Annotated in this window: 20 protein-coding genes; 9 read left to right on the top strand and 11 right to left on the bottom strand. The window is 74.8% G+C overall.

The genetic code is table 11. From position 1 onward, the window contains the following. Positions 1-101: 101 nt before the first annotated feature. The 4 genes from BLU82_RS11005 to BLU82_RS35965 all read right to left on the bottom strand — a co-directional run bounded on the left by BLU82_RS11005 (position 102) and on the right by BLU82_RS35965 (position 3,278). Positions 102-1,454, bottom strand: a complete 1,353-nt coding sequence (locus BLU82_RS11005) for a dihydroorotase (protein WP_092619707.1) — start codon at positions 1,452-1,454, stop codon at positions 102-104. After that, the gene (locus BLU82_RS11000; protein ID WP_092619704.1) at positions 1,451-2,389 is read right to left on the bottom strand and encodes an aspartate carbamoyltransferase catalytic subunit; all 939 of its coding nucleotides are present in this window, start codon (positions 2,387-2,389) and stop codon (positions 1,451-1,453) included. The genes BLU82_RS11005 and BLU82_RS11000 overlap by 4 nt, the downstream gene beginning before the upstream one ends. Continuing rightward, positions 2,386-3,030 carry a bifunctional pyr operon transcriptional regulator/uracil phosphoribosyltransferase PyrR gene (gene pyrR, locus BLU82_RS10995; protein ID WP_092619701.1) on the bottom strand — a complete coding sequence of 215 codons (645 nt, stop codon included), beginning with the start codon at positions 3,028-3,030 and terminating at the stop codon, positions 2,386-2,388. Before pyrR ends, BLU82_RS11000 begins: the two co-directional genes overlap by 4 nt. Before the next feature lie 116 nt (positions 3,031-3,146). After that, the gene (locus BLU82_RS35965; protein WP_255367108.1) at positions 3,147-3,278 is read right to left on the bottom strand and encodes a hypothetical protein; all 132 of its coding nucleotides are present in this window, start codon (positions 3,276-3,278) and stop codon (positions 3,147-3,149) included. Positions 3,279-3,486: 208 nt separating this feature from the next. Here BLU82_RS35965 and BLU82_RS10990 point away from each other — a divergent pair, with 208 nt between their 5' ends. Continuing rightward, positions 3,487-3,819, top strand: coding sequence for a hypothetical protein (locus BLU82_RS10990; protein ID WP_092619698.1), 333 nt, complete (start codon positions 3,487-3,489; stop codon positions 3,817-3,819). 54 nt (positions 3,820-3,873) lie between these two features. Further along, positions 3,874-4,410, top strand: a complete 537-nt coding sequence (locus BLU82_RS10985; RefSeq protein ID WP_092619695.1) for a GNAT family N-acetyltransferase — start codon at positions 3,874-3,876, stop codon at positions 4,408-4,410. 19 nt (positions 4,411-4,429) lie between these two features. Here BLU82_RS10985 and BLU82_RS10980 read toward each other — a convergent pair whose 3' ends face one another. Both BLU82_RS10980 and BLU82_RS10975 read right to left on the bottom strand, forming a co-directional pair. After that, positions 4,430-4,855: a PPOX class F420-dependent oxidoreductase gene (locus tag BLU82_RS10980; RefSeq protein ID WP_092619692.1), complete on the bottom strand. Its 426-nt coding sequence runs from the start codon at positions 4,853-4,855 to the stop codon at positions 4,430-4,432. Next, entirely contained in the window at positions 4,833-5,225 is a 393-nt protein-coding gene (locus BLU82_RS10975; protein WP_092619689.1) for a nuclear transport factor 2 family protein, read from the bottom strand. Before BLU82_RS10975 ends, BLU82_RS10980 begins: the two co-directional genes overlap by 23 nt. Positions 5,226-5,308: 83 nt before the next feature. Here BLU82_RS10975 and BLU82_RS10970 point away from each other — a divergent pair, with 83 nt between their 5' ends. Further along, complete coding sequence (locus tag BLU82_RS10970) at positions 5,309-6,256, top strand: RNA polymerase subunit sigma-70 (protein WP_092619686.1); 948 nt, start codon at positions 5,309-5,311, stop codon at positions 6,254-6,256. Here BLU82_RS10970 and BLU82_RS10965 read toward each other — a convergent pair. Then, positions 6,249-7,955 carry a PucR family transcriptional regulator gene (locus BLU82_RS10965; RefSeq protein ID WP_092619683.1) on the bottom strand — a complete coding sequence of 569 codons (1,707 nt, stop codon included), beginning with the start codon at positions 7,953-7,955 and terminating at the stop codon, positions 6,249-6,251. The genes BLU82_RS10970 and BLU82_RS10965 overlap by 8 nt on opposite strands. 76 nt (positions 7,956-8,031) lie before the next feature. On the opposite strand from BLU82_RS10965, the gene BLU82_RS10960 reads away from it, so the two are divergent. Genes BLU82_RS10960 through BLU82_RS10950 form a run of 3 tightly spaced genes read left to right on the top strand, consistent with a single transcriptional unit; the run spans position 8,032 to position 11,719 of the window. Further along, entirely contained in the window at positions 8,032-8,901 is an 870-nt protein-coding gene (locus BLU82_RS10960; RefSeq protein WP_092619680.1) for a DUF2877 domain-containing protein, read from the top strand. Continuing rightward, the gene (locus BLU82_RS10955) at positions 8,898-10,328 is read left to right on the top strand and encodes a hypothetical protein (RefSeq protein ID WP_197682871.1); all 1,431 of its coding nucleotides are present in this window, start codon (positions 8,898-8,900) and stop codon (positions 10,326-10,328) included. The genes BLU82_RS10960 and BLU82_RS10955 overlap by 4 nt, the downstream gene beginning before the upstream one ends. Then, positions 10,325-11,719: a DUF1116 domain-containing protein gene (locus BLU82_RS10950; protein WP_092619675.1), complete on the top strand. Its 1,395-nt coding sequence runs from the start codon at positions 10,325-10,327 to the stop codon at positions 11,717-11,719. Before BLU82_RS10955 ends, BLU82_RS10950 begins: the two co-directional genes overlap by 4 nt. Here BLU82_RS10950 and BLU82_RS10945 read toward each other — a convergent pair. From BLU82_RS10945 to BLU82_RS10930, 4 genes are read right to left on the bottom strand one after another with little or no spacing between them, the layout of a single operon-like run. Further along, positions 11,716-12,276 carry an NTP transferase domain-containing protein gene (locus BLU82_RS10945; protein WP_092619672.1) on the bottom strand — a complete coding sequence of 187 codons (561 nt, stop codon included), beginning with the start codon at positions 12,274-12,276 and terminating at the stop codon, positions 11,716-11,718. The two genes, BLU82_RS10950 and BLU82_RS10945, sit on opposite strands and share 4 nt — an antisense overlap. Further along, complete coding sequence (locus BLU82_RS10940) at positions 12,266-13,384, bottom strand: XdhC/CoxI family protein (protein WP_092625701.1); 1,119 nt, start codon at positions 13,382-13,384, stop codon at positions 12,266-12,268. The genes BLU82_RS10945 and BLU82_RS10940 overlap by 11 nt, the downstream gene beginning before the upstream one ends. Continuing rightward, the gene (locus BLU82_RS10935; RefSeq protein WP_092619670.1) at positions 13,365-14,519 is read right to left on the bottom strand and encodes a VWA domain-containing protein; all 1,155 of its coding nucleotides are present in this window, start codon (positions 14,517-14,519) and stop codon (positions 13,365-13,367) included. Before BLU82_RS10935 ends, BLU82_RS10940 begins: the two co-directional genes overlap by 20 nt. Continuing rightward, a complete protein-coding gene (locus tag BLU82_RS10930) occupies positions 14,516-15,403 on the bottom strand; it encodes a MoxR family ATPase (protein WP_092619666.1) in 888 nt (295 codons plus the stop codon). The genes BLU82_RS10935 and BLU82_RS10930 overlap by 4 nt, the downstream gene beginning before the upstream one ends. Positions 15,404-15,501: 98 nt before the next feature. On the opposite strand from BLU82_RS10930, the gene BLU82_RS10925 reads away from it, so the two are divergent. From BLU82_RS10925 to BLU82_RS10915, 3 genes are read left to right on the top strand one after another with little or no spacing between them, the layout of a single operon-like run. Next, positions 15,502-15,969, top strand: a complete 468-nt coding sequence (locus tag BLU82_RS10925) for a nitroreductase family deazaflavin-dependent oxidoreductase (RefSeq protein WP_197682870.1) — start codon at positions 15,502-15,504, stop codon at positions 15,967-15,969. Positions 15,970-16,001: 32 nt separating this feature from the next. After that, a complete protein-coding gene (locus tag BLU82_RS10920) occupies positions 16,002-16,337 on the top strand; it encodes a YciI family protein (RefSeq protein ID WP_092619663.1) in 336 nt (111 codons plus the stop codon). After that, on the top strand, positions 16,334-17,548 hold the full coding sequence (locus BLU82_RS10915; RefSeq protein ID WP_092619660.1) for an RNA polymerase sigma factor: 1,215 nt from the start codon (positions 16,334-16,336) through the stop codon (positions 17,546-17,548). Before BLU82_RS10920 ends, BLU82_RS10915 begins: the two co-directional genes overlap by 4 nt. The last annotated feature ends 17 nt before the right edge of the window (positions 17,549-17,565 follow it).

The raw sequence follows: 17,565 nt of genomic DNA, 5'->3' as shown, positions 1-17,565 counted from the left end.
CCGCTTTGCAATGAGCACCGATACGCATCGATGCGCATGGGTGCTCATCGCAAAGGCAGCCGGATGCTTCGTCTCGACCCGCATCGATGCCGCTCGCACGGTCACGGCGTGGCGCCTTCGCGCAGGAACGTGGGCCGGCCGCGCAGGAACGTCGCGACGACGGTGCCCGGCAGCTTCATGCCCTCGTAGGGCGTGTTCCGCGACAGCGACGCCGATGCCGACGGGTCGACCGTGGTGGTGGTGGTCGGGTCGACGAGGGTGAGGTTGGCCGGCTCGCCGGCGGCGATGGGCCGGCCGTGCGGGTGGTCGCCGGTGTCGCAGCGGCCGATGCGGGCCGGGGCGAATGACATGCGGTCGGCGACGCCGGCCCAGTCGAGCAGCCCGGTGTCGACCATGGTGTGCTGCACGACCGACAGAGCCGTCTCGAGCCCGAGCATGCCGAACGCGGCCGCGTCCCACTCGCAGTCCTTGGCCTCGACCGGGTGCGGCGCATGGTCGGTGGCGACGATGTCGATGGTGCCGTCGGCCAGCGCCTCCCGCAGCGCGGCGACGTCGTCGGCGGAGCGCAGCGGCGGGTTGACCTTGTAGCGCGGGTCGTAGCCGGCCACCAGCTCGTCCGTCAGCAGCAGGTGGTGCGGCGTCACCTCGGCCGTCACCGGCAGGCCGCGCTCCTTCGCCAGCCGGACGATCTCGACCGACCCCTTCGTCGACAGGTGGCAGATGTGCACCCGCGAGCCGACGTGCGCCGCCAGCAGCACGTCGCGGGCGACGATGGCCTCCTCGGCGACGCTCGGCCAGCCGCGCAGGCCCAGCCGGCCGGACAGCTCGCCCTCGTTCATCTGCGCGCCCTCGGTCAGCCGCGGCTCCTGCGCATGCTGCGCGATGACCCCGTCGAACGCCTTCACGTACTCCAGCGCCCGGCGCATGAGCATGGCGTCGTGGACGCAGATGCCGTCGTCGGAGAACACCCGCACGCCGGCGGCGGACTCGGCCATGGCGCCGAGCTCGGCCAGCCGCTCGCCCTTCAGTCCGACGGTGACGGCGCCGACCGGGCGGACGTCGGCGTGCCCGGCCTCGCGCCCGAGCCGCCACACCTGCTCGACGACGCCCGCGGTGTCGGCGACGGGGTCGGTGTTGGCCATGGCGTGGACGGCGGTGAACCCGCCGCGGGCCGCCGCCCTCGTGCCCGTCTCGACGGTCTCGGCGTCCTCGCGGCCGGGCTCGCGCAGGTGCGTGTGGAGGTCGACCAGGCCCGGCAGCGCGATCAGCCCCGTCGCGTCGACGACGGTGATGCCACCGGAGTCGACCGCACCGCGAGCCCCGTCCGTTCCCCCGCCGGCGCCGGCTTCTGCTCGTGCGTCCGCGCCGAGCGCGACGATGACGCCGTCCTCGATGCGGATGTCCTGCGGCTCGCCGCCGAGGACGCGTGCGTTGGTGATGAGCGTGGTGGTCACGCTGCCTCCTCGGTGGTCGTGCCGGCGAGCATCAGGTACAGGACCGCCATGCGCACGTAGACGCCGTTCGTGACCTGCTCGACGATGACCGAGCGGGCGCTGTCGGCGACCTCGGCCGTGATCTCCATGCCGCGGTTCATCGGGCCCGGGTGCAGCACCAGCGCGCCGGGCGGCATCAGCGCCTGGCGCCGGGAGTCGAGGCCGTAGCGGCGGCTGTACTCGCGCGCCGACGGGAAGAAGGCGTCGTTCATGCGCTCGTTCTGAACCCGCAGCATCATGACCGCGTCGGCCCCGCCCAGCGCGTCGTCGAGGTGGAGGCTGGTCTCGCACGGCCAGTGCTCGACGCCGTTGGGCAGCAGCGTCGGCGGGGCCACCAGCGTGACCTTCGCCCCGAGCGTCGCCAGCAGCAGGACGTTGCTGCGCGCGACCCGGCTGTGCAGCACGTCGCCGACGATGACGATCTGCTTGCCCGCCAGGTCGCCCAGGTGGCGTCGCATGGTGAACGCGTCGAGCAGCGCCTGCGTCGGGTGCTCGTGGGTGCCGTCGCCGGCGTTGACCACGCAGGCGTTGATCCAGCCCGACGTCGCCAGCCGGTACGGCGCGCCGCTGGCGGAGTGCCGCACGACGACACCGTCGGCGCCCATCGCCTCGAGCGTCAGCGCAGTGTCCTTGAGGCTCTCGCCCTTCGACAAGCTGGACCCCTTCGCCGAGAAGTTCACGACGTCGGCGGACAGTCGCTTCGCCGCCAGCTCGAACGACGTGCGGGTGCGGGTGGAGTCCTCGAAGAACAGGTTCACCACGGTGCGGCCCCGCAGCGTCGGCAGCTTCTTCACCGCGCGCCCCTCGGTCAGCCGGGCCATCTCGTCGGCGGTGTCGAGCACCAGCGTCGCGTCCTCCAGCGACAGGTCGCCCGCCGACAACAGGTGGCGGATCATCGCTGCCGCACCTCCCCCTCGGCCGCCGCGCCCATATCGCCGCCGGACCCGTTCCCGGCACCCGGAGCACTCTCCGGCGCGCTCTGGTCGCCGGCCGGTCTCCCGAGCACGACGCCGTCGTGGCCGTCGGACTCGGCGAGCCGGACCTTCACGCTCTCCGCCAGCGACGTCGGGATGTTCTTGCCGACGTGGTCGGCACGGATGGGCAGCTGCCGGTGCCCGCGGTCGACGAGGACGACCAGCCGGACGGCGCGCGGCCGCCCGATGTCCTCCAGCGCCGTGAGCGCGGCGCGGATCGTCCGCCCCGAGAACAGCACGTCGTCGACCAGCACCACGATGCGGTCGTCGACGCCGCCCGGCGGGATGTCGGTGCGTTCGAGCGCCCGAGCCGGCCGCAACCGCAGATCGTCGCGGTACATCGTGACGTCGAGCGCCCCCACCGGGACCTCGGTGCCCTCGACCGCGGAGATGCGATCGGCCAGCCGGTACGCCAGCGGTACGCCGCGTTTGGGGATGCCGAGCAGAACGAGGTCGGCAGCGCCCTTGTTGCGCTCGACCACCTCGTGAGCGATTCGCGTCAGCGCCCGAGCGACATCGTCGCCGTCGAGCACTTCACGCGCGCCGGACAGGTCGCGAGACATGCGTCGCAGGACCCCCTTCCCCGCCTCACGGGACGGGACTTAAAGGACGTCGGTTTCCACCTGCGAGCGTATCAGCGGCCCTGGGCGCATCGACCCACGCCGCGCTGTCGGCCCCGTCACACCGCCGCCGGTTCTTCGTCCGCCTCCTCGTCGTCGCCCTCCTCGTCGTCGTCGGGGTCGTACGCCTCGCGCAGCTCGTCGCGCACCTCCCCGGCCGGCGGTTCGGCCACTCCGGTCTCTGCCTCCATGTCGGCTCCTCTCCCGGCGGCCCGGCTGGCCGCTCACTTCCTATGGGTACTTTTCGGAGGCCGAATGTGACAGGACGGCGTGATTTCATCGCGAGATGATCGATCTGCCGCCCGTGCACGCCCTCCCGCCGGGTCTCGGTCGACGCCTGGTTGCGCCAGGCCGTCGAGGACCTCATCGAGTTCGGCACGTGACCACCATGGAGCTGCGATGACCATGCCGAGCGCCGCCCTGCTCGAACAGCTGCGCGGCCTGACCAGCCACGACAAGCCTGCCCGCCGGCTCGCCGCCGACGTGGTCACCGACGTCCACGGCGGGTTCGACGGGACGGACGTGCTGATCGTCTCGTATGTGCTGGTCAGCCTCGCAGCCGAGGAGGCGGACGAGGACTGCCTGGAGGCGCAGCTGAACGCGCTCGGCGCGATGACCGAGCGGCACGACCTCCCGAGGGCGACCTTCGACCGGCTCGAGACCATCGGCCGGAACTCACTGCCGAGGTCGCTCCTCCAGTACTACGACGACCTGATGGAGCAGCGACGGTAGACGGCGGCGAAAATCCGGGGCGGCCGCCCGGCCGCCGCGGCTACGGTGACCGCCATGGAGCTGCGTGCCGAGCGACCCGCCGACCACGAGGCCGTCGATGAGGTGCATCGGCAGGCGTTCGGCGACGACGGCGAGCATGTAGCCGGGCTGGCCCGCGGCCTGCGCGACCTGCTCTCCCCCACGAGCGGCCTCTCGCTGGTCGCGGTCGACCGCGGCGAGGTCGTCGGTCACGTGATGTTCACGCGCAGCGTCCTCGACGCGGCGGAACGGCTGGTGGACGTGCTGGTGCTGAGCCCGGTCGGGGTGCTGCCGAGCCACCAGCGCGGCGGCGTCGGCACGCGCCTGATCAACCGCGGCCTCGACCTCGCCGACGAGCAGGGGGCGCCGGCGGTGTTCCTGGAGGGCTCGCCGGGGTACTACCCGCGCTTCGGGTTCCGGCCGGGCGGGCCGCTCGGTTTCCGCAAGCCGTCGCTGCGCATCCCGGACGCCGCGTTCCAGGTGCGGCTGCTCAGCACATACGAGCCGTGGATGACCGGAACCCTCGTGTACTCGGAGGTCTTCTGGAACCACGACGCCGTCGGCCTGCGCTGACCGCCCGGCGAGCAACCGCTCAGCGGCGGTGGTGGTCGACGTCGGTGTTCTCGAGGCGACCCCAGCCGTGCCAGCGGTCGACGTCGATCCACACGCTGATGCGACGGCGGTCGCGGCGCTTATACGCCGAGCCGGTGTAGTGGCGGGCCAGCCGGTCGATGTCGACCAGGTCCGCGTCGTCGTGGACGTCGACGACGCGGCCCTGGACGCTGACGTGGGTGTACCAGTCGCCGTCGGCGAGGACGGTGAGGCTGACCCGCGGGTCGGCCCGCAGGTGGTCCAGCCGCTTCCGCGACTCGTCGAGGTTGACCAGCACCCGCCCGCCCTCCCACAGGTACCAGGTGGCGACGCTGACCGGGCCGGCCGGCCCGATGGTCGCCATGACGGCCGGGTGCGGCCCGGCGAGGAACGCGCTGACGTCGTCAGGAAGCGGTGCCTTCGGCATCTCCCGATCCAACCACGGCCGCGCGGGCGGCCATGAACGGCGCGCGGTCGAAGATGAACCAGCCGTGGACGATGCGGCCGCCCTCGACGCGGACGCATTCGGCGCCGGGCGCCCGGTCGACCAGCCGGGTGACGGAGTCGTACATGACGAGGGCGGTGTCGTCGTCGCCGAACGCGGCGATCAGCGTGGCGCTGACCAGTTGCGACACGTACGGCTCCAGGAACCCTCGGTAGGCGTCGGCGCCCGTCAGCAGGCCGGGCGGGGCCTCGCAGACGACGTCGTCGGCGATGTAGCGCATGGCGGCGTCCAGGTCGCCGCCGGCCCACGCGTGGTGGTAGGCGAGCGCGACGTCCAGGGCGGCACGGGTCATGATCGTTCCCTTCTCGAGTGGGTCGTACGGATGTGTAGACACCGGCGGCACCCGCGACGGAACGGTCGTGCGACGATCGGACCGTGGCCGAGGCGCTCCTGACCCGCGCACGAGCCGGCGACCATGACGCGTTCGCCCAGCTCGTCGACCCGTTCCGGCGCGAGCTGCAGGTGCACTGCTACCGCCTGCTCGGCCGCCTCTCCGACGCCGAGGACGCGGTGCAGGAGACCCTGCTGGCGGCGTGGCGCGGGCTGCCGGAGTTCGAGGGACGGGCGTCGGTGCGCGGCTGGCTGTACCGCATCGCGACCCGCCGCTGCCTCAACGCCATCCGCGACGCGGGCCGCCGGCCGCCGCTCGCGCCCACGCCGCCGTTCGACGCGCCGGAGCCGACCCGCCACCACGAGGTCCCGTGGGTGCAGCCGTACCCCGACGCGCTGCTCCCGGAGCCGGCGGCGCTGCGCCGCGAGCAGGTCGAACTCGCCTTCGTCGAGGCGCTGCAGCAGCTCCCGCCCCGGCAGACGGCGGCGCTGGTGCTGTGCGACGTGCTCGGCTTCCCGCTCGCGGAGGCGGCAGAGCTCCTGGACACGTCGGCGACGGCGGTGAAGGGGACGCTGCAGCGGGCCCGCTCGACGCTGCGGACGACGGCGCACCGGCCGCCGCCCGCGGGAGGCGCGGCCGAGCGCGACCTCACCGCGCGGTTCACCCGCGCGTTCGTCGCCGACGACGTCGCGGCGGTCATCGAGCTGCTGACGGACGACGCGTGGCTGGCGATGCCGCCGGCGCCGCACCAGTACGACGGCGCGGCCGCGATCGCCGGCTTCCTGCGCGCCAGCGCCGGCTGGCGGGCCGGCCGCCGGTACACGCAGCGGCCGGCGCGGGCGAACGGCCAGCCGGCGTTCGGCCTCTACCTGGACGGCGCGCCCGCCGGCCTCGTCGTCCTCACCCTGGACGGCGACCGGGTCGCCGGCGTCACGCGGTTCATGGACGACACGCTGTACCCGTGGTTCGAGCTGCCCGGGACGCTCAGCTGAGCCCGCGCATCTGCAGCACCTTCAGCGCCAGCGCGAGGTCCAGCCGCAGCTCGGGGTCGGTGGTGAACGGGCCGAGCATGCGCTCCAGCTTGGAGATGCGGTACCGCAGCGTGTTGTAGTGGAAGTGCAGCTGCCTGGCGGCCTCGGCGACGTTGAGGTTGGTGTCGAGCAGCACCTTGAGGGTGTGGCGCAGGTCCTCCATCTCGGGGTCGTCGTCGGCGGCGAGGCCGTGCAGGGTCTCGCGGACGAAGCCGCGCAGCTCGTCGCGGTCCTCGATCTGGCTGAGCAGCCGGAACGAGCCCAGGCTGTCGAAGTGGGCGAGCGAGCCGCGGCCGTTCATCTGCCGCCCGACGTCGACAGCGCGGCGGGCCTGCTCGTACCCGACGGGCAGCCGGGAGGGGTCGTCGACGATGCGGCTGACGCCGGTGGAGAAGGAGCGCCGGCCGCCACCGCCGTCGCCGGAGACCTGGCGGACGACGTCGCGGACCGCGGCCGAGGGGTCCGGGCCGGCCGGCAGCAGGGCGACCACCTCCTGCGCGAACCCGACGACGGCGGCGCGCGGGTCGCGCCGTCCCACGACCGACTGCCAAGCGACGGTGAACCGCTCCTGCACGGGCCGCAGCTGCAGCCCCGACGACGCGGCCGGCCCGGCCTCGGGGTCCAGCTCGGCCACGACGACGACGAGGTCGCGGCCGACGTCCCAGCCGAGCGACTCGCAGTGCGCCACGATGCGCTCGCGGTCGCCGGCCCGGCCGGACAGGACGTCGCGGAGGAAGTCGCCGCGGTACTTGCTCTCGACGGCGGTGACGGCGAGCTGCTTGTTCACGGCGAGCGCGGCCACCGTCGCGGCCCGTTCCAGCACATTGACGTCGGCGCCGTCGAGGGCGCGATGCCGGGCGAACGCGACGATGCGCCCGTGGTCGACCCGCCCGGCCACGATCGGGACGACGGCGTGCCAGCCTGGCACGTCGACGTGGGAGTGGACGCCGCCGGGCTCGTACTCGGTGCGGAACCGGCCGGACGTGTCGAAGCACGGCGTGTGCCGCCAGGACGCGAGGTCGTCGACGTTGCCGCCCTCGGCCAGCACCCGGCCGTCGGCCGTCGTCACCATGACCGGCACGCCGAGCACGGCGGAGGTCTTCGTGACCAGCTCGGTCAGCCCGCCGCCCTCCAGCACGACGGACAGCAGCGCGTGGTGCACCTCCCACGACCGCTCCAGCGCCGCCGCCTGCTTGTTCAGCACACCGGTGAGCACCTGGTTGAGGATGTCGTCGAACCCGACGGCGTCGGGCAGGAGCAGCAGCGGCAGGCCGAGCCGGTCGGCCTCGTGGATCATCTCGTCGGGCAGCGCGTCGAGGTAGCGGTGCAGCTTGACGGCGAGCGCGGCCAGCCCGCGCGCGTCCAGCTCGGTGACGAGGCCGGGCAGCCCCTGCGGGGTGTTGCGCAGCGGGTAGCCGGTGGTGAGCAGCAGTTCGTGCGGCTTCACCCACGGCAGGATGTCGGGGACCTCCATGATGTTGGCGCGCTGGACGACGCGGTCGAGGCCGCGCTCGCCCGCAAGCAGCCGCGCACCGGCCAGCGCGGGGATCTCCATCGCCTTGCGCACCGTCAGCCCGGCCACGGCCCGGGACGGCACCCTGCCGCCGCCGGCTGGCAACTCCGGCGAACCCTGGGCCGGATCGTTGGCAAGTTTGCCCATGCGATGACGGTAGTCGTCCCGGCTACGTTCGTGGCAGTCCCAGTTCAGGTGATCTTGGACGGAACGGAGGTCGCGAGTGCCGGCACCGACGGTCCCGACCGGGGTCCGGGCCACCCGGCCGTGGCCGGGCGACGCGTCCCGGCAGGTCCTGCCGGGCGCCGCCAGCACCGCCGTCGCCGCTCTCGTGGGAGGTCCACGGCTCGCCGGGGAGGTCGTGGCCGCGACCCGCACCATGACCGCCGTCCTGGTCGACCACGGCGCCGGGCCGGTGCTGCTGTGCCTCACCGGCCCGGCCGCCGTGCGCCTGCCGTGCGCGGTGGTCACGCCGTGGCCGGTGTCCGGGCTGCGGTCCGGCGAACGCGCGCTGGTGGGCGGCGGCGAGCTGCGCATCGGTGACGACGACGGCGCGGTCGTCACCGTGGGCCGCTGGTGGCGGGTGCACCCGGCCGTCGTCGCCGACGTCGCGCTGGCCCGCCGCCGCGCCGCCGCGCAGGACGACCATCCCGGGCTGGACGGCGCCGTCGTCGCGGCCGCGGGGCGGCTCGGCCTGGCGTTGCTGTGCGGCGACGACGACGAGCTCGCCGACGCCGCGGGCGGGCTGCTGGGGCTCGGCCCCGGCCTGACCCCGGCCGGCGACGACGTCCTGGCCGGCGCGCTGGTGGTCGGCGCCGCCGTCGAGTCCCGAGGCGCCGTGCGGCTGGCCGCCGCCGTCGAGGCCGCCGGGCCGCTGCACCGCACCACCGCCGTCTCGGCCGGGCTCCTCCCCTACGCCGCCCGCGGGCTGGCCGTCCCGCAGCTCACCGCCTACCTCGCCGCGCTCGGCTCCGCCCGCGGCGACGTCCGCGCCGCGCAGCGCGGGCTGCTCGCCGTCGGGCACACGTCCGGCGCCGCGCTGCAGCTGGGCGTCCGGGTCGCGCTGACGGCGCTCGCGGGGGCCACGCGGTGATCCGCCACGTCGAGGTGCGCACCGGCACCTACCACGACTCAGTCACGTTGATGCAGGTCAGCCAGGCGATCCAGGGTGAGGACGGGGTCGGCGGCGCGCTCGTCGCGATGGCCACGCAGCTCAACCTCGACCTCCTCGGCGGCATGGGCTTCGACGTCCCCGCCGCGAGCCCGAACGACCTCGTCGTCGGCGTGACGGCGGACGACGACGCCGCGCTGGGCCGGGCGCTGGGCCGCCTGGAGGCGGCGCTGACCGCGCGGCCGTCCGCCGATCAGGGCGGCTTCGGCGCCGCGCCGGCCCCGCTCACCATCGGCTCGGCCGCTCGCCGCGACGCCGGGACCATCGCGTTCGTCTCGACGCCCGGCCCGTACGCGTTCGCCGACGCGATGGACGCGCTGCAGCACGGCCTGCACGTCGTCGTGTTCTCCGACAACGTGCCGGTGGAGCAGGAGGTGCGGCTCAAACGCGAGGCGCACGACCGCGGCCTGCTGGTCATGGGGCCCGACTGCGGCACGGCGGTGGTCGGCGGCGTCGGCTTCGGGTTCGCCAACGTCGTGCGGCCCGGACCGGTCGGCATCGTCGCGGCGTCCGGCACCGGCGCGCAGCAGCTGCTCAGCCTGGTCGACGGTGCGGGCGTCGGCATCAGCCACTGCCTCGGCGTCGGCGGGCGCGACCTGTCCGCCGAGGTGGGCGGCGCGTCGACGCTGGCGGCGCTGGACCTGCTGGCCGAGGACGACGCGACCGAGGTGGTGGTCGTGGTCAGCAAGCCGCCCGCGCCGCAGGTCGCCGACGCCGTCCGCGAGCGGGCCGAGAAGCTGCGCAAGCCGGTCGTGCTCGCGCTGCTCGGGCCCGGGCAGCGCGACCTCACCGCCGTCGCCGAGACCATCGTCACCACGGCCGGGGCGCAGTGGCGGCCGCCGCGCGCGTGGCCGTCTACGGCGCCCGCGACCGGGCCGTACCCGTCGATCCGCGGTCTGTACGCCGGCGGCACGCTCTGCGAGGAGGCGCGGCTGGTGGTAAACGCGGAGCTCGCGACCAGCGGGCACACGTTCATCGACTTCGGCGACGACACGCTGACCCGCGGCCGGCCGCACCCGATGATCGACAACTCGCTGCGGGTCGAGCGGCTGCTGGCCGAGGCCCGCGACCCGTCCTGCGGCGTCGTCCTGCTCGACGTCGTGCTGGGTCACGGCGCGCACCCCGACCCGGCCGCGGAGCTGGCGCCGGCGATCGTCCGCGCCCGCAACATCGCCGGGGCGCGCGGCCGCGACCTCGCCGTCGTCGTGGCGCTGGTCGGCACCGCCGACGACCCACAGGGGCTGGAGGAGCAGGCGCGGGCGCTGCGCGACGCGGGCGCGTCGGTGCACCTGTCCAACGCGGCGGCGGCGCGGACGGCCATCGCGCTGTGCTCCGGGGGTGCCGCGTGAACGACCTGCTGCGCGACGAGCCGCGCGTCGTCAGTGCCGGCGTCGACCTGTTCGCGGCCGCGTTGACCGCCCAGGCGGTGCCGGTGACGACGGTCGACTGGCGGCCCCCCGTCGCCGGGACGGAGGACGATCTCGCCCGCGTGCTGGCCGACCCGCGCCGTCCCGACGCCAACGCCGCGGCCGTGACGCGCATGCTGGCCGCGGGCGCCGACCTCGTCGACGTCCGCCCGGCCAGCGAGGTGCTCGGGCTGCGGCCGGGCCAGTTCCTGCACGCCGGGCCGCCGATCACCTGGGAGCGGGCGTCCGGGCCGCTGCGCGGCGCGCTGATCGGCGCTGCCCTGTTCGAGGGCCTGGCGGCGACACCGGACGCGGCCGAGGCCCTGCTGGCCGCCGGCGACGGCGTCGAGTGGTCGCCGTGCCACGACCACGGCGGCGTCGGCCCGATGGCCGGGGTCGTGTCGCCGTCGATGTGGCTGTTCGAGCTGCGCGACGGCGAGCGGACGGCGTGGTGCTCGCTGAACGAGGGCCTCGGGACGGTGCTGCGCTACGGCGCGTACGGGCCGGAGGTCATCGACCGGCTGCGGTGGATGTCGTCGGTCCTGGGTCCGCTGCTGCAGGCCGCCGTGCGGCGGCACGGGCCGGTGGACGTCAAGGCGATCGTCGCGCAGATGGTCCAGATGGGCGACGAGGGGCACAACCGCAACCGCGCCGGGACGCTCATGCTGCTGCGCGACCTGCTGCCCGCGCTGGCCTCCAGCGGCGCGCCGTCGTCGGACGTCGCGGACGTGGCGGCGTTCATCGGCGGGAACGACCACTTCTTCCTCAACCTCGTCATGCCGGCCGGGAAGCTGCAGACGGCGGCCGCCGCGGACCTCCCCGGCTGCACCGTCGTCACCACCATGGCCCGCAACGGCACCGACTTCGGCATCCAGGTGTCCGGCACCGGGTCGACCTGGTTCACCGCGCCGGCCAACACCCCGTCCGGGCTGTATCTGGGCGCCTACGGCCCGGACGACGCCAACCCGGACATCGGCGACTCCGCGATCACCGAGACGATGGGCCTCGGCGGCTTCGCGATGGCCGCCGCACCCGCCATCGTCCGCTTCGTCGGCGGGTCGGTGCCGGACGCGCTCGCGACCAGCCGGCTGATGTACGAGATCACCGTCGGTGAGAACCCGGCGTACGCGATCCCGATCCTGGAGTTCCGCGGCGCGCCCACCGGCATCGACGTCACGCTGGTGACGCGCACGGGGGTGCTGCCGCAGATCAACACCGGCATCGCCGGCCGGGTCGCCGGCACCGGCCAGGTCGGCGCCGGCCTCGTCCAGCCGCCGATGGACTGCTTCACGGCGGCGCTGGCCGCGCTGGCGGCCGCCGCTCCCCCGCCCTAGAGGTCGGCGGGCACGTCGACGTCGGCGGGCGAGCCGGTGCCGGTGCAGTCGACGGGGGTGACCAGGTCGGGGTTGGCGCGCAGGAACGGGCGGGCGCCGACGTCGCCCTCGGCGAGGGACGCGACCTCCGCCCACACCGGACGGGCCAGCAGGACGGGGTTGCCGCGGCGGCCGTCGTAGGTGGCCACCGCCACCGACACGCCGCCCGCCGCCCAGGCCGCGCGCAGCCGCGTCACGGCCTCGACGCCGACCCACGGCTGGTCGACGAGGGCGACGACCACGGCCTCGACGGGCGCCCAGCTGAGCGCCCGCAGCCCGGCCCGCAGCGACGACCCCATGCCGGTGGCCCAGTCGGGGTTGTGCACGACGACCGCGCCCGGCACGGTCAGCGGCACCGCGCCGGACACGACGGCCACCGGCGCGCAGCCGCCCCGGGACAGCAGCGCGACCGCGCGGTCGACCAGCCGCGACCCCTCGTACTCGACCAGCGCCTTCGGCCCGCCGAACCGGGAGCCCGAGCCGGCGGCGAGGACCAGCCCGGCGACGTCAGACGGCATCGGCGGCGAGGTGCTCGCGGTGGATCGGCCCGCTGGTGTCGCTCAGCCGCCGGCCGGAGCCGCCCCAGCGCGCCGCGATGATCTCGGCGGCGATCGACACGGCCGTCTCCTCGGGCGTGCGGGCGCCGAGGTCGAGGCCCAGCGGCGAGGCCAGCCGGGCCAGCTCGTCGTCGGACAGACCCTCGGCCCGCAGCCGCGCCAGCCGGTCGTCGTGGGTGCGCCGCGACCCCATGACCCCGATGTACGCGGCCGGGGTGCGGACCGCGGCGGCCAGCAGCGGCACGTCGAACTTGGGGTCGTGGGTGAGCACGCAGATGACGGTGCGGGCATCGACGGTGGTCGATGCGAGGTAGTCGTGCGGCCATTTGACCACGACCTCGTCGGCGTCGGGGAAGCGCCGCGGCGTCGCGAACACCGGCCGCGCGTCGCACACCGTGACGTGGTAGCCGAGGAACCGGCCGACCCGGACCAGCGCGGCGGCGAAGTCGATGGCGCCGAACACCAGCATGCGCGGCCGCGGCGCGAACGACTGGACGAACACCTGCAGGTCGTCGAGCCGGCGCTCGCCCGAGGCGCCGTAGCGGCGGATGCCGGTCTGGCCCTGGTCGAGCATGCCGCGGGCGTCGTCGGCGACGGCGTCGTCGAGGCGCTGCCCGCCCAGCGACCCCGCGACGCGGTCGGTCCAGACGACGAGGTGCGCGCCGGCGGGGCCCGGCCCGGCGACGACGGTGGCGACGGCGACCGGCTCGGCGCCGTCGATGCTGGCGGCGACGTCGGCCAGCACCGGGAACGTCGAGCGGTCGACCGCCTCGACGAACACGTCGATGATGCCGCCGCAGGTCAGCCCGACCGCGAACGCGTCGTCGTCGCTGACGCCGTAGCGCTGCAGGACCGGCGGCCGGCCGGCCATGACCTCCTGCGCCAGCTCGTACACCGCACCCTCGATGCAGCCGCCGGACACGCTCCCGACCGCCTCGCCGGAGGCGGTGACGGCCATCGACGCGCCGGGCTGGCGCGGCGCGGACTGGAACGTGCTGACGACGGTGACCAGCCCGGCCCGCTCGCCGTCGCCGACCGCCGTCACCAGCTCACGCAGCACTTCCTGCACGGTCACCACCCCTCCGGGCCGGTTCGCGTCCGCCGAGCAGACCCGCCAGCTCCTCCATCGCGCCCAGCGAATGGCCGGCGACGAGCCGGTCGACGTGCGGAAGCGCCGCACGCATGCCACCCGTACTAGGACTGTATCCTTGATATCCACGGTGCGGGTTGACCCACACGATGCGCCGGGCCAGCCGCGCCAGCCGGGCCATCTGCTCGGCCAGCAGCGCCGGGTCGCCGCGCTCCCAGCCGTCGCTGCCGATGACGACGACGGCGCCGCGGGCGGTGCCGCGCTGCCCCCAGCGGTCCAGGAACTCCTTGAGCTCGTCGCCCAGCCGGGTGCCGCCGCTCCAGTCGTCGATGGCCGCCGACGCCGCCGCCAGCGCGGCCGCGGGGTCGCGTCGCCGCAGCTCACGGGTCACGCGGGTGAGCCGGGTGCCGACGGTGAACACCTCGGTGCCGGGACGCACGCGGCAGGCGGCGTGGGCGAAGCGCAGCAGCGTCTCGGCGTACGGCGCCATGGACCCGCTGACGTCGACGAGGAATACCAGCCGCCGCTGCCGGCGTCCGTGCCGGTGCCGGCGCAGGTCGACCGGCTCGCCGCCGTGGCGCAGCATGCTGCGCACGGTGCGGCGGGCGTCGACCGGCCCGGACGGCGACGGGCGCAGCCGGCGGGTGGTGCGGTCGGGCGCGGCCGGGAGCAGCGTGCTGACGTAGCGGTCGACCTCGGCGCGGTCGGCCGGGCTCAGCGTCGACACGTCGCGGTGGCGCAGCACCTCGACCCGGCTGGCGGTGGCGATGCGCTGCCGCTCCTGGTCGGGGTCGCCGCCGTCGCGGTCGCCGGCGGAACCGGGGTCGTCGGGCAGCGCGATCATCCTGGTGACCGGCGGGACGGTGACGCGGCGCGGCGGGCGGTCCGGGCGGCCGCCGAAGTGCGCCGCGAACACGCGGTCGTACCGCTCGACGTCCTCGGGCGACGCGCACAGCGTGACCCGGCCGGCCCAGTACACCGACCGCAGCGAACCGGCGCCGAGCACGTCCAGCGCCTCGAGCATGGCGTGCACCCGCGTGGGCGGGACGTCGACGCCGGCCGCGGCCAGCCGCCGGGCGAACCCGGCCACCTCGGCGTCGACCTCGATACTCATGGCCGGCCGGCCAGCTCCGCGACCTCGCCCATGATGCGCTCGGTGTCCTCCTGGTACTTGAGCACCGCGCCCAGCGTGCGGGTGGCGAGGTCGGCCGACAGCTCGGTGGCGCCGAGCGCCGTCAGCGCCGTGACCCAGTCGATCGACTCGGCCAGCCCGGGCGGCTTGAGCAGGCCGGCCGCGCGCAGCCGCTGCACCGCGCGGGCGACGTCATCGGCCAGCCGCGCGCTGACGTCCGGGAGGTGCCGCCGGATGACCGCGACCTCGCGCTCGAACGTCGGGTGCGCCAGCCAGTGGTAGAGGCAGCGCCGCTTCAGCGCGTCGTGCACCTCGCGGGTGCGGTTGCTGGTGACGACGACGACCGGTGGCGTCTCGGCGCGGACGGTGCCGAGCTCGGGTATGGAGATGGTGAAGTCGGACAGCACCTCGAGCAGGAACGCCTCGAACTCGTCGTCGGCGCGGTCGATCTCGTCGACCAGCAGCACCGACGGCGTCGTCTCCAGCGCCCGCAGCAGCGGCCGGGCCAGCAGGAAACGGCGGTCGTACAGCTCGTGCTCGAGGCGGTCGACGTCGGTGACGCCGGCCGCCTCGGCGGCGCGCAGGTGCAGCAGCTGGCGCGGGAAGTCCCAGTCGTACAGCGCCTGGGCGGCGTCGACGCCCTCGTAGCACTGCAGCCGGATGAGCGGCGCGTCGAGCACCTGGGCCAGCGCCTGCGCCAGCGACGTCTTGCCGACACCGGCCTCGCCCTCGAGGAACAGCGGCCGGCCCATGCGCAGCGCCAGGAACGCGGCCGTCGCCAGCCCGTCGTCGGCCAGATACCCCGCGGCGTCGAGCCGCCCGGCCAGTTCGCCGGGCGTGGTCGCGGCGCTGTCGATGTCCGCCATGACCCAACGCTACGCCGACGCGGCCGCCGCGCGCTGGCGGCCGGATCGGTCAGGAATCGAGAAGCGGCCGGACGCCGCTCGCTCCTAGCGTTCCGACCATGGACAACGAGACCTCGGACCAGACCAGCAAGAAGGGCGCCCCCGGCCGGTTGTCGCTGTGGTTCCAGCGGCGGATGAACGCGAGGACGGTCGGCAAGATCCGCCGGAAGGGCACCGCCCGGATGATGGGCATGGACATGCTGATCCTGCACACCGCCGGACGCCGGTCCGGCCAGCCGTTCGAGACGCCGGTCGCCTGGTACGCCGACGACGACGGCGCCCGGCTGGTCGTCGCGTCGGGCGGCGGCAGCGGCGACCCGAACTGGTACCTCAACCTGACGGCGCACCCCGACCGCGCCGCGGTCGAGCTGCCCGGTGAGCAGGCGCGCCCGGTCACCCCGCACACCCTGGACGGCGCCGACCGCGACGAGGCGTGGCAGCGCATCGTCGCCGCCAACCCGCGGTTCGCGAAGTACCAGAAGAAGAGCGACCGCCAGTACCCGGTCGTCCGGCTCAGCGAACGCTGACGTCACGGCCCGGGCGGTGCCAGACTCGGCGCATGAAATACGTGCTGCTGATCTGTGACGACGAAACCATCTCGCCGTCCATGGCCGAGATGGACGCCGACCCCGTCCACCAGGCGTGGGAGGCCGACCTGCGACGACGCGACGCCGAACGGCTCGGCGTGCGGCTGCGGCCGGTCGCGTCCGCCACCACGGTGCGGGTCCGCAAGGGCGAGACGCTGGTGTCCGACGGGCCGTTCGCCGAGACCAAGGACTTCGTCGGCGGCGTCGTGCTCATCGAGTGCGCCGACCTCGACGAGGCCATCGCCATCGCGGCCGGCCATCCCAACGCCCAGTGGGGCGGCGTCGAGATCCGCCCGGTCTGGGAATGACGGCCGACGCCGTCCGCGCCGCGGTCGACGCCGCTTACCGGGAGGAGTGGGGGCAGGTCGTCGCGACCCTGATCGGCCTGACCCGCGACTGGGACCTCGCCGAGGACTGCGCGCAGGAGGCGTTCGCGGCGGCGTTGACGGCGTGGCCGCGCGACGGCGTCCCGGACCGGCCGGGCGCCTGGCTGACCACGACCGCCAAGCACCGCGCGACCGACCGCCTGCGCCGCGACGCCACCGGCCGGGCGAAACTGCGTCAGCTGGCCGTGCTGGCGCGCGAGCCGGACGAGTCGCCGGCCGAGGAGATCCCGGACGAGCGGTTGCGGCTGATCTTCACCTGCTGCCACCCGGCGCTGCCGTTCGAGGCCAGGGTCGCGCTGACACTGCGGACGCTGGCCGGGCTGAGCACCGCCGAGATCGCCCGGGCGTTCCTCACCGCCGAGCCGGCCATGGCGCAGCGCATCGTCCGGGCCAAGCGCAAGATCGCCGACGCCGGCATCCCGTACCGCGTCCCACCGGCCGAGCTGCTGCCGGAACGGCTCGCGGCGGTGCTGGCCGTGCTCTACCTGATCTTCAACGAGGGCTACGACGAGCGCGACGGTCGCCGCGCGCTGGCCGCGGAGGCCATCCACCTCGCCCGGGTGCTGGCCCGGCTGCTGCCGGACGAGCCCGAGCCGCGCGGCCTGCTCGCGCTCATGCTGCTGCACGAAGCCCGCCGGGCCACCCGCGTCGACGACGGCGTGCTCGTCCCGCTGGAGCGGCAGGACCGGTCCCGTTGGGACCGCGCGCTGATCGACGAGGGTGTCGCCGTCCTCGACGACGCCATCGCGCTGCGCCGCCGCGGGCCGTACCAGCTGCAGGCCGCCATCGCCGCCTGCCACGCCACCGCGCCCGACGCCGCCGGCACCGACTGGGCGCAGATCGCCGCGCTCTACGCCGAGCTGGCCCGGCTGGCGCCGTCGCCGGTGGTGGAGCTGAACCGGGCCGTGGCGGTCGCGATGGCCGACGGCATCGCGGCCGGCCTCGCGCTGGTGGACGAGCTCGCGGCGTCGGGCCGGCTGGACGGGTACCACCTGCTGCCCGCCACCCGGGCCGACCTGCTGCGCCGCGACGGCCGCACCGCCGAGGCGCGGTCGGCGTACGAGGAGGCGCTGCGGCTGGCGCCGTCGGAGGCCGATCGCCGTTACCTGACCGGCCGGTTGAACGCGCTCTGACATTTTTCGGCCCCGAT

The sequence above is a fragment of the Jiangella sp. DSM 45060 genome, assembly GCF_900105175.1.
Taxonomy (GTDB): domain Bacteria; phylum Actinomycetota; class Actinomycetes; order Jiangellales; family Jiangellaceae; genus Jiangella.
The sequence above is the reverse complement of the archived record's forward strand: the minus strand, read 5'-3'. Positions and strand labels throughout refer to the sequence as shown.

Bases quoted from the DNA above. Each gene is read 5' to 3' on its own strand.
- pyrR (WP_092619701.1), bottom strand. From the start codon at position 3,030: ATGTCTCGCGACCTGTCCGGCGCGCGTGAAGTGCTCGACGGCGACGAT.
- BLU82_RS10985 (WP_092619695.1), top strand. From the start codon at position 3,874: ATGGAGCTGCGTGCCGAGCGACCCGCCGACCACGAGGCCGTCGATGAG.
- BLU82_RS10945 (WP_092619672.1), bottom strand. From the start codon at position 12,276: ATGCCGTCTGACGTCGCCGGGCTGGTCCTCGCCGCCGGCTCGGGCTCC.
- BLU82_RS10975 (WP_092619689.1), bottom strand. From the start codon at position 5,225: ATGACCCGTGCCGCCCTGGACGTCGCGCTCGCCTACCACCACGCGTGG.
- BLU82_RS10925 (WP_197682870.1), top strand. From the start codon at position 15,502: ATGGACAACGAGACCTCGGACCAGACCAGCAAGAAGGGCGCCCCCGGC.
- BLU82_RS11000 (WP_092619704.1), bottom strand. From the start codon at position 2,389: ATGATCCGCCACCTGTTGTCGGCGGGCGACCTGTCGCTGGAGGACGCG.
- BLU82_RS10915 (WP_092619660.1), top strand. From the start codon at position 16,334: ATGACGGCCGACGCCGTCCGCGCCGCGGTCGACGCCGCTTACCGGGAG.
- BLU82_RS35965 (WP_255367108.1), bottom strand. From the start codon at position 3,278: ATGGAGGCAGAGACCGGAGTGGCCGAACCGCCGGCCGGGGAGGTGCGC.
- BLU82_RS10990 (WP_092619698.1), top strand. From the start codon at position 3,487: ATGACCATGCCGAGCGCCGCCCTGCTCGAACAGCTGCGCGGCCTGACC.
- BLU82_RS10935 (WP_092619670.1), bottom strand. From the start codon at position 14,519: ATGAGTATCGAGGTCGACGCCGAGGTGGCCGGGTTCGCCCGGCGGCTG.
- BLU82_RS10920 (WP_092619663.1), top strand. From the start codon at position 16,002: ATGAAATACGTGCTGCTGATCTGTGACGACGAAACCATCTCGCCGTCC.
- BLU82_RS10965 (WP_092619683.1), bottom strand. From the start codon at position 7,955: ATGGGCAAACTTGCCAACGATCCGGCCCAGGGTTCGCCGGAGTTGCCA.
- BLU82_RS10930 (WP_092619666.1), bottom strand. From the start codon at position 15,403: ATGGCGGACATCGACAGCGCCGCGACCACGCCCGGCGAACTGGCCGGG.
- BLU82_RS10980 (WP_092619692.1), bottom strand. From the start codon at position 4,855: ATGCCGAAGGCACCGCTTCCTGACGACGTCAGCGCGTTCCTCGCCGGG.